Source organism: Bradyrhizobium valentinum, assembly GCF_001440405.1.
GTDB lineage: Bacteria > Pseudomonadota > Alphaproteobacteria > Rhizobiales > Xanthobacteraceae > Bradyrhizobium > Bradyrhizobium valentinum.
This window is the reverse complement of sequence record NZ_LLXX01000220.1, coordinates 18032-27910: the sequence shown is the minus strand read 5'-3', so window position 1 is coordinate 27910 and position 9879 is coordinate 18032. Positions and strand designations below refer to the sequence as shown.

The 9879-nt window shown below is 57.5% G+C and carries 9 protein-coding genes and 2 pseudogenes; 2 read left to right on the top strand and 9 right to left on the bottom strand.

Annotated elements, in window-relative coordinates:
• Positions 1-549, top strand: a 549-nt coding sequence (locus CP49_RS48360; RefSeq protein ID WP_245311070.1) for an electron transfer flavoprotein subunit alpha/FixB family protein, incomplete at its 5' end; no start/stop codon positions are given.
• A gap of 412 nt (positions 550-961) precedes the next feature.
• Here CP49_RS48360 and istB read toward each other — a convergent pair.
• The 3 genes and pseudogenes from istB to CP49_RS37915 form a co-directional block, all read right to left on the bottom strand.
• Positions 962-1714, bottom strand: coding sequence for an IS21-like element helper ATPase IstB (istB, locus tag CP49_RS37920; protein ID WP_057855201.1), 753 nt, complete (start codon positions 1712-1714; stop codon positions 962-964).
• Positions 1715-1779: 65 nt separating this feature from the next.
• Positions 1780-2102, bottom strand: a pseudogene (locus CP49_RS43960) (IS21 family transposase); the annotation flags it as partial.
• A gap of 105 nt (positions 2103-2207) precedes the next feature.
• Positions 2208-2762, bottom strand: a pseudogene (locus CP49_RS37915) (IS21 family transposase); the annotation flags it as partial.
• Between the two features lie 110 nt (positions 2763-2872).
• Here CP49_RS37915 and CP49_RS49545 point away from each other — a divergent pair.
• Positions 2873-3196, top strand: coding sequence for a cupin domain-containing protein (locus CP49_RS49545; RefSeq protein WP_420807688.1), 324 nt, complete (start codon positions 2873-2875; stop codon positions 3194-3196).
• Between the two features lie 328 nt (positions 3197-3524).
• On the opposite strand, the gene CP49_RS37910 is transcribed toward CP49_RS49545, so the two are convergent.
• From CP49_RS37910 to CP49_RS37885, 6 genes are read right to left on the bottom strand one after another with little or no spacing between them, the layout of a single operon-like run.
• Positions 3525-5174, bottom strand: a complete 1650-nt coding sequence (locus tag CP49_RS37910) for an amidohydrolase (RefSeq protein ID WP_057855200.1) — start codon at positions 5172-5174, stop codon at positions 3525-3527.
• 28 nt (positions 5175-5202) lie between these two features.
• Positions 5203-6192: a CobW family GTP-binding protein gene (locus tag CP49_RS37905; RefSeq protein WP_082646448.1), complete on the bottom strand. Its 990-nt coding sequence runs from the start codon at positions 6190-6192 to the stop codon at positions 5203-5205.
• Positions 6189-7340 (bottom strand): branched-chain amino acid ABC transporter permease, encoded by a 1152-nt coding sequence (locus tag CP49_RS37900; protein ID WP_338060459.1) that lies wholly within the window; start codon positions 7338-7340, stop codon positions 6189-6191. Before CP49_RS37900 ends, CP49_RS37905 begins: the two co-directional genes overlap by 4 nt.
• Complete coding sequence (locus CP49_RS37895) at positions 7337-8314, bottom strand: branched-chain amino acid ABC transporter permease (protein WP_245311069.1); 978 nt, start codon at positions 8312-8314, stop codon at positions 7337-7339. The genes CP49_RS37900 and CP49_RS37895 overlap by 4 nt, the downstream gene beginning before the upstream one ends.
• Positions 8311-9042: an ABC transporter ATP-binding protein gene (locus CP49_RS37890; RefSeq protein ID WP_057855197.1), complete on the bottom strand. Its 732-nt coding sequence runs from the start codon at positions 9040-9042 to the stop codon at positions 8311-8313. Before CP49_RS37890 ends, CP49_RS37895 begins: the two co-directional genes overlap by 4 nt.
• Positions 9039-9872 (bottom strand): ABC transporter ATP-binding protein, encoded by an 834-nt coding sequence (locus CP49_RS37885; protein ID WP_057855196.1) that lies wholly within the window; start codon positions 9870-9872, stop codon positions 9039-9041. Before CP49_RS37885 ends, CP49_RS37890 begins: the two co-directional genes overlap by 4 nt.
• Positions 9873-9879 lie beyond the last annotated feature (7 nt).

Sequence of the window (9879 nt, the reverse complement as noted above, 5' to 3'; positions counted from 1 at the left end):
GCCGGCAACGCCATCCAGACGGTGAAGTCGAAGGACGCCAAGAAGGTCATCACGGTGCGCACCTCCACCTTCGCCGCAGCGGGTGAGGGCGGCAGCGCGTCGGTCGAGAGCGTCGCGGCGGCGGCCGATCCGGGCCTATCGTCCTTTGTCGGCGAGGAAGTCGCAAAGAGCGACCGTCCCGAACTGACCTCGGCCAAGATCATCGTCTCCGGCGGTCGTGCCATGCAGAGCCGCGAGAACTTTGCCAAGTACATCGAGCCGCTCGCCGATAAGCTCGGCGCCGGTGTCGGTGCCTCGCGCGCGGCGGTCGACGCCGGCTATGCGCCGAACGACTGGCAGGTCGGCCAGACCGGCAAGGTCGTGGCCCCCGAGCTCTATGTCGCGGTCGGCATTTCCGGCGCGATCCAGCATCTGGCCGGCATGAAGGACTCCAAGGTGATCGTCGCGATCAACAAGGACGAGGACGCGCCGATCTTTCAGGTCGCCGACTACGGCCTAGTTGCTGACCTGTTCGACATCCTGCCTGAGTTCGAAAGAGCCCTTAGCTAGGGTTCGGGACGCGTCATCCTTCCGTGACATCCCGTATAGGGTTGTCATGGCGGCGAAGCCGGTCGACTCAGAGGAACGTCAGAAGATTGGCTGCATCAGTGCATAACACGATGGTTCGCCGATTCCTCGGGCGATCAATGTTCGTTGCACTAGCGCAGACTGATTAGAAACCTTCTACTACGACATGACTGAGTATGGGCGTCGGTCGAAAAACAAGAACAGCCCGCCGAGATGGCTTGAGCACTCACCACGCTCAATTGAATGGGCCTCTGATGAACTCTCATCTGTGGATTCCGACGAAGCCGGCCATGCATTCCAATTCGAAGCCGGCCGGGTATTCCGATCTGAAGCCGGCCACCCGTGGTGTCGTTCGCATGGGTCAATTTCATGATGTCGTCGAGGGCGGGGAAGGTCAAGAGACCGGTTGATCTTGAGCGGTTTGCTTCTGCTTTCTGAGGCTCTCTCCCTTGAGTTCGATGCGGTAGGCATTGTGGACGACGCGGTCGAGGATCGCGTCGGCGATGGTGGGGTTTCCGATGATTTCGTACCAGCGATCGACGGGCAGCTGGCTGGTGACGATAATCGAGCGGGATTCGTATCGATCCTCGACGATTTCGAGCAAATCACGGCGCTGGTCGGCGTCGAGAGGTTCTGGTCCCCAGTCGTCCAGGATCAGCAGATCAAGTCGTGCGATCGCCCGCAGCATCTTGGTGTAACGGCCGTCGGCGCGGCCGAGTGCGAGGGCGGCGAAGAGACGCGGCACACGATGGTAGGCAACTGAGAAGTCATCTCGGTAAGCCTTGTTGCCAAGGGCGCAAGCGAGCCAGCTTTTGCCGACGCCGCACGTCCCGGTAACAAGGAGATTATGTCGTGCCCGGATCCAGTCGCCGGCGGCGAGTTTTAGAAAGAGCGCGCGGTCGAGGCCGCGGATAGCGCGGTAATCGACATCCTCGACGCTGGCGGCATGGCGCAGCTTGGCGGCTCGAGCTCTGCTTTCGAACCGCTTTTGCTGGCGCAGCGTTTTCTCGTGTTCCAAGAGCAACGCCAGCCATTCGGCGTGTTCGAGGCTGCGCGCTTCGGACTGGGCATCGAGGTCCTTGAAGGCTTTGGCCATGCCGTGGAGACCGAGGCTATGCAGCAGGTCGAGGGTGGGATGGGTCAGCATGCTGGATAATCCTTTCAATAAAGTAACCGGGGCCGCGCAGATTGGGATGTTCGATGATCGCGTCCTCGATGCGGTTCACACGCTGAGCGGGCGAAATCAAACGTCTTGGCGGCCACCTTCATGCCGATAGCCGGCGGTCGCGGAGGTGGGGGAGTTTGGCCATCCGCGGCCTCGGAGCCGGCGGTCACCCCGGGGGAATTTGCCTCCGCCGCTCGCCGGGACACGAAAATCGCCTGGTAGCGCCGGATCGTCTTGCGGTCGATCCCCGTCAGCCGCTGGATCTCTCGTTGGCTCGTCTGGCGCTCAAGTAACGTAAATACGGTGCTTTGCAGATGCGGCTTCAAGACGTTCAACTCCCGGTCCCCTCTTCCCTAAAGGGGGCGAAAATAAATGTCCTGCTACGTGCTTTGCGGCCGATCAGCCGCCCAACCAGGCGGAATCAGGTGGGGGAGTTTGAGGTGACCTCACCCGGGGGATTTTGACCGACCGTCGGGGGGTCAAGCTGCGGCGTCGTCAGAGCGCCCTCACCATAGTCGACCTGAGCCTCCTCGCCAGGGAGGAACTCGAGACGATCAAACTGCTCGGGATCGCTGTGTCGCAACGTGCGCACAAACCGCTTGACGCTCTGGTAGCTGGACGGAAAGCCAAATTGATCGACCAGGTCCTGGTAAATCGCCTGTGCATTCCGCTTCAGGCGGACCTGTTCTTCGATCCACGCCCGATATGGTTCGCAGGCCGAGCGGGCCAGGCTGCTGGCGGCTGTCGCTTGCGACACCCCAAAAGCCGGTGGTCGGGGTGGGGGAATTTGGTCGTCCGCGCCCACCGTGCCGGTGGTCACTTCCCCGGGGGAATTTGCCTCCGCACCAGCCCGCAGCGCTCGGTAACGCCGGATCGTCTTGCGATCGATACCCGTCAGCATGTGGATCTCGCGCTGGCTGGCGTTGCGATCAAGTAATGTAAATACAGTGCTTTGCAGATGTGCCTTCAAGACGTTCAACTCCCAGTCCCCTTGCTGGATTAAAGGGGACCAAAATAAACGTCCTGCCATGACCGGCTACCGCTGTTCGGCGCCGCGGCCGGTGATCATCAGGTGGGGAGTTTCAGGTGACCACACCCGGGGGATTTTGACCGACCGTCGGGGATTTGCGCGACTATGTTGTGAGAGCAAGCTCACGACGGAAACTGACCTTCGTAGGTGGCATTACTAATGAGCTTCTGTCCCCCAATCTAGGCCGGCAGCTCGAGCTTCTGAGATGCACATTCCCTCCTGGCTCCGAAAGCGGCAAAGAACCCTACACGCATCAGGGTGAGGAAGCGGGATATGTGATTTCAGGTGAGCTCGACCTTTGGATTGGCGAGCGTCATGTGGTTCTACGCGAAGGCGATAGTTTTGCGTTCGCAAGCGACCTTCCCCATCGTTACGCAAACAACAACGAACGAGAATGCGTGGTCGTATGGGCCATCACGCCTCCGAGCTATTGAAGACGAACGGCAGAGGCGTCACTGTTTACGCGTCCTTCAAGAGGCGATAATCGCCGGCGGCTTGAACCGACGAACGTCTCACCACACTCAAATTGCAGAGCAATCTGCACGGCGTCGCCTGGTACGAATCGCCGCCGGCCGTCCTTGGTAGGCGGCGGGGGCAACCGAGCAACTACTGTTGTCGATCATTGGGTGGGATTGTCCTGAATAAAAAACAGGCCATCGCGAAAATGGCCCCAGCCTGGGAGGAAGCGCTTTCGAGCGGCGGCCATACGCCCCATGGACCGCGTGCAGCACCTACGGCGATCTTGTCAGCCACCTGGGTCAGTTAATTCCGCGCCGAAACTCGAAAGAAATCGCCGGTATCGACTCCGCCGACGACTGTCCCGACGATCGAAATCTGAAGAATTCGGTCGGTTTCACAGACAACGGGATCTCGATCAAGAATGACGAAATCTGCAAACTTGCCGGTGGCAATACTCCCGATTCTATCGTCCATCTGCAGTTGATATGCCGCGTCGATCGTGATCGCCTTCAGCGCTTCTTCCATGGACACGCGCTGCTCAGGGCCAAGGACTGCGCCCTTCATTGTGCTTCGGTTGACGGCGACATTCAGGCAAACAAGCGCATCTGGCCATGTCATTGGAGAATCGCAGTGATAGGAGACCCGCATGCCCTTTCTTGACGCCGAGCCTGAGGGAGCGAAGCGAGCCGCGCGCTCTTCGCCAAGCAGATAGTCGCGGAGCGCTTCGCCCCAGTGGTGGATGTAAGGCAAGAAATAAGAGCAAACGACGTTCAGTCGAACGGCACGATCGATCTGATCCTCGCGCATGATCCCGCAGTGCTCAATGCGAAGCGGCCCGGACACCTTCTGAGCGCCGACCCTCTCGATAACCCTCTCATAGACATTGAGGACCATGTCGATGGTCCGATCGCCATGGGCGTGGACCGACATCTGCCAGCCCTCACTCACGTATTTGGCGACCAATTCGTGCAATTTCTCTTCTGAAATGTTGGAATGCCCCGTGCTATTCTCGGGCAACCCCATTCCCTTGAGTGTCATCTTGTTGTTCAGGTAGGGGCTTGTGGTCCAGACGTTGCCCAACAGGACGGAGCCGTCCGCGTGGAGCTTGGTGCCAATCATCCGGAAATCGTCGTCGCCAAAATTCCGGGCAACGGTCACCTCACCGCCCAGATGTTTCGCTTCGTATCCTACAATACGGAGCGGGTTTCGGCGCGATTTTACCAGAGCGTAGAGCATTGGGCCCGCGCCAGGCTCAATCATGATCTCTGACGTGGTGGTATATCCTGCTCGCACGAACTTCTGCACCCACTCCTCGAAGCTACGCTTCTTTCGCTCTTCGCCGCAGACCACGTAAAAGCGGTTGCACAGTTGCCATGCCGAAGTCTCGGCAAACTTCCAAGGAAGCCCGTCTGCTGCGTCGAACACCTTTCCGCCAAGTGGCGGTTTGTAGTCAGCGCCGATTCCAAAAGCGGCGAGGGCTTTAGTGTTTATGAACACTCCGTGAAAGTTGATTGTCTGAACAACGATCGGATTGTTGGGGGCTATGTCGTCGAGAAGTTCGCGGGACGGCTCTTCCATGCCCTCATGCAGTTGCGGATCAAGTCCGAGAAACCAGATGATTTCATCAGGCTTCGCCTTCGCAACACGTCGACGCATCTTCGCAATCACCGCGGAAAACGTCGGCTCATGAACCGCTCGAATATCGACGACAGGGTCGCCCCAAGCCAGCGCACTCATCATGGGATGGCTATGGGCCTCGACGAAGCCGGGCAGCATTGCCCTCCCACCAAGATCGCTCCTGATCGTATCGGCGGCCGCGAGCCTTTCGATGTCCGCCTTAGAGCCGACCGCCAGAACCCTGCCTTCTCGAACCGCAACGGCCTCGGCGATCGGTTTCGCTGGGTCCATGGTCCGGATCGGGCCGCCAAAGAATATTCGGTCAGCTGTCTTCATTTGGACCACCCTTCTTCGATTATGGCTTCTATTCGCAAATCTTCGGACGCCTTGGACGCCGACGCTGCGCGATTGGTAGGGCGGCACGCGCACCGGGGCACAGGTCAAGAGCCGCGTCAATCGCGCTCCTGTCGAGTTCTCCTCGCCGGGCGATCAATACGACCTGGCTTCTCTCAGGACCTTCCGCGCTCTCCAGTTCGACGGAAGATCGCTTTCCTACGAATTGAAAGATGCCCCGTGACGGGCGCTCTTGGTCCTTGATCGTCAGACTCAACAAGCCTTTGCCGCGCAGAATTTGGGACGGGAGAGCCTCGGCAAACCCTCTGAAGGCTTCAGCACGAATTGGAGCATCCCAGTAAAAGGAGGCGCTTTCGTAAACATCCGAGTGCTTACCCTGCACCGCCCCTCGAGCTCTGTGTCGGACTTGTTCCGTCGGACCAAAAAGAATTTCAGGTGACACCTGCGCATTCACAACATCCAACAGCTTCATGCTGCGTTGAGCTGCTTGAAGCATTTGCCTGACTTCGAGCTGAACCGCCTCCGGCACTAAATCGGTCTTATTCAACAAGACCAGATCGGACATGGCCGCTTGATCGATTGCAAGCTCCGTGCTTTGGTAGTCGAGCTCGAGTATGTTGGATGTATCGATCAAACAGAATAGGCCATCTACATAGAACTGCGCTCTGATAGGATCGTTGTCGAAGACTCTCAATACGCCAGCGGGATGAGATACACCGCTGCACTCGAGCAGGACCCGTGTGAACTTGCTCGAAAGACGGCTGACCGAAACCAAACCGGACGCCAGGTCGTCTCGGATTGAACAACAAACGCAACCGTTGCTCAGCTCTATCTGATTTTCAGTCTCGACCTTGATGAGGTCTTGATCAATATTAATCGCACCAAAATCGTTGACCAGTACGGCAAGACGTTCGGATCCAGGGTTATGCAAGAGATGATTGATGAGTGTTGTCTTGCCCGCGCCGAGAAACCCGCAGACGATGGTCACTGGAAGCATCATCTCGCGCGTCCCATCCAGCGATAGACAATGCTGAGGCGCTCCTTGGCGGATGGCTTGCTGCTGGAATCCAGCCTCCGCGCGGGGCGGCGCAACACTCCAACGATTCCGGTTGGGAAGTAATAGACTGCCAGAATGAAAAGCAGTCCGAGCCACAACATCCAGCGATCCGGGGACAGCACCTTGCCGATTCCCGGCAATGAGCCCAATGCCGCGCTCGCGCCTTTCAGTAGATCCTGCAGATAACCTTGCGCCACTAAAAACGCGACCGCTCCCACGATACTGCCGTAGATCGTTCCGACCCCGCCGATGATGACTATCATGAGGATATCGAGCATGATTTCGAACGAGAGCGAGGCGTCCGGGCCGGTGTAACGAAGCCACAGCGACAGCATGACACCAGCCAGGCAGGCGAACACGGCAGCAACGACGTTGGACAGCGTTCGAAAGACAAAAACCGGATAGCCGATCGCTTCCGCTCTGAATTCGTTATCGCGGATAGCGAGCAGCACACGTCCGAACGGTGAATTCACGATACGGAGCAGCGCGAGAACGAATGTCACGCTCATCGCAAAAATGAAATAGTAGCAGACGACTTTACCGTCGATGGTAAGCCCGAAGATCTTTGTATCCAACAGGCGGAAGCTTGGCATCAAAGCAGGCGGCAACCGGAAGATAATGCCATCTTCCCCGCCAGTCAGATTGGACAACTGAGTTGCAAGTGTTTGGGCCGCCGCCGACAGTGCAAGCGTGATCATAGAGAAGAATATCGCTCGCACTCGCAGCGAGAACAAGCCGATGACAAGCGCAAGCAAGACGGATACAACGATTGCCGCGCTCGCGCCAACGGCTAGGGAGGTCCAGCTCGCCCCCAATCTGATGATGGCGATACCGACCCCGTAGGCGCCGATCCCGAAGAACACGGTATGGGCGAAACTTACGATGCCGGTATAGCCGAGCAGCAGATCGAAGCTTGCAACAAGAACCGCGAAGATCATGATCTTAACGCAAATGCTGATCGCCTTTGCCCCGGTTAACGCGAACGGCGCTACGAGGAGTACGGCAATGATTGCGATCAGCAGTATGATCAGAAGCCGGCTTCCTGGCCGGTCTCTGGATATCAGGCGTGTCCAATCCATCGACGTAGTCACCGCGCACTCGCCGGATAGAGCCCATTCGGGCGCCAAAGGAGTATCATCGTCATCAAAGCAATGTTTGAGAATAGTGCGACCTTGGGCTCGATGAAGCTGGCGTAGTTCGCGCAGATCCCGACCAAGATCGCGCCCAGAAGAGCGCCCCCGGTGGATCCGAGCCCGCCGATGATGATGACGATGAAGACCAGTACGTTCATTTGGCTCCCGATCTGGGGGACAAGCGTCTGCTGGTAGAGGCCCCACATTACTCCGCCGAGGCCAGCAAGCGCGCAACCTGATACAAATGTCGCGACGAAGAGGCGTCGCACGCCGTAGCCGAGAGCCTCGACCATTTCGCGGTCGTGAACCCCTGCGCGGATCAACAGCCCGGTTTTTGTGCGGGTGAACACAAGATACTGGCCGAAGAAGACGAGAGCCCCAGCCAGGAATGCGAAGGCGCGATAACGTTCAATCGCGACATCGGCGATCACGAAGGCACCGCTCAGAAACGGCGGCAGCGCCACATTTACCTGCTGTACGCCCCAAATAATCTTGATGATCTCTTCACCGACGATCAGACCTCCGGTCGTCACCAGAATTTGCATCAAGTGATCGCCGTAGACCGGCTTGACTAGCAATCGTTCAAACAGAAAGCCGGACATGCCGGCACCAGCGACGGCCGCTACGACGGCCACCAGGATCACGAGCAGATTCTCGCTCAGGTATGGAGATACGACGTAGCCGCTGAGTGATGCGAAGACGGTCGCCGAGAGATAGGCTCCAACAGTGATGAAAATGCCCTGGCCGAAATTCAAAACATCCATCAAACCAAAAACAATGGTCATGCCGGACGCGACCGTAAAGATAATCATCCCCATGGCTACTCCAGCAATCGTCAGAGTGAACCAAGCAGCCGGATTACCGATCGCCAAATATGCGCAGCCCATCAGAATGGGCAGGAGCGCCAAGGGCATCAGGTCGGATCGGTTCATGGACATAGCGCGAGACCCAAATGCGTTTTAAGGAGGTCGTCACGCGCAAAGCACTCATCCGCGGGGCCCGTGTGGACGATCCTTCCGGCATCGATAATTGCCACGTCATCGCCGACCTCGCGCGCAAGCTGCAGATTCTGTTCGACCAGTAATATACTGGCTCCGCTCTGCTTCAGTTTGAGCATAGCTTCAGCCATGTTGTTGACGATCGCCGGCGCCAACCCTTTGCTTGGCTCGTCAATCAGTAGCAGCTCTCGGGGTTCGACAATTGCCCGCGCCATTGCCACCATTTGTTTTTGACCACCGGACAGTTTTCCGGCCGGCCTGTTCCAAAATTGATGAACGGCCGGAAACAGTTCAAAAATCCACTCAAGGCGCTGCTGATCGATATCTGTCACGCGCGAGGCGTTTCTCGCTGCCAGGAGCATGTTTTCCTTCACGCTGAGGTCAGGAAAGATGCCCATGTTCTCGGGCACATAAGCGATACCGAGCCGCGAGATCTCTGAGGTCGAGCGACCTACAATGTCAGTGCCGGCGAAGCTTATGCGGCCTTTTGAGGCCGGCCACAGGCCCATAATCGTGCGCAGCGTCGTCGTTTTGCCCGCACCATTTCTTCCAAGGAGAAGTGTGATCCGATTGCGTTGAGCGCGAAAGCCCACCCCCTGCAGGATGTGGTATAAGCCAATGTGGGTGTGAACGTTCTCAAGATTGAGCAAAAGTTCCGTCACATCGCGCCTCGTCTCGAACCGGCATTTGCGCCCAGGTAAGCTTCCTGTACGATTTTCGATTCAATCACGTCGGCTGGCTTACCGTCGGCCACGAGCTCCCCATTGTGGAGGACGATGATACGATCGGCGAGATCGCGGACGACGTCCATTTTATGTTCGACAAGAAGTATCGTCTTGTGGCTCAAATCTTTCAGATCGCGAATGAGGTTCAAGACCACCGGAACTTCGTCGGCGCTCATGCCGGCCGTTGGTTCGTCAAACATGTACACTTTCGGATCCATGGCGATGAGCATGGCAACCTCCAACTTACGTTGGTCGCCGTGCGAAAGAGTGGCAACCGGCTCACCGAGTTGATTCGCCATCGAGACGGATTTGAGAATATCGGTCGCTCGCTCGATCAGATCGCTTGCATCGCTCCAAATGCTCCAGAAATTGAGACCATGGCAGTGGCGACCAGCTTGCATCGATTGCGCAACCAGGCGAATATTTTCAAAGACAGTCAGGCGCGGGAAGAGATTGGTAAGCTGAAATGCACGGCCTAGCCCTCTCTTTGCCCGTTGGGCTGCGGACAAGGCTGTTACATTTTCTGCGCCAAGCCATACTTCGCCGTGGGAAGCTGCGATTTGACCCGAGATCAGATTGAAGTAAGTCGTTTTGCCCGCACCGTTTGGACCAACAATGGCGGTAAGCGCACCGCCGTTGAAGGACGAGCTGACGGCATGTACGGCCCGATGTCCTCCAAAGGAAACGCCAAGATCGACGGTCCTAAGTATTGCCGGATTGGCACCTGCGTTAAGGGAAGCTGCGTGTTCGGACCGATTGGGGGACATGGCTGTT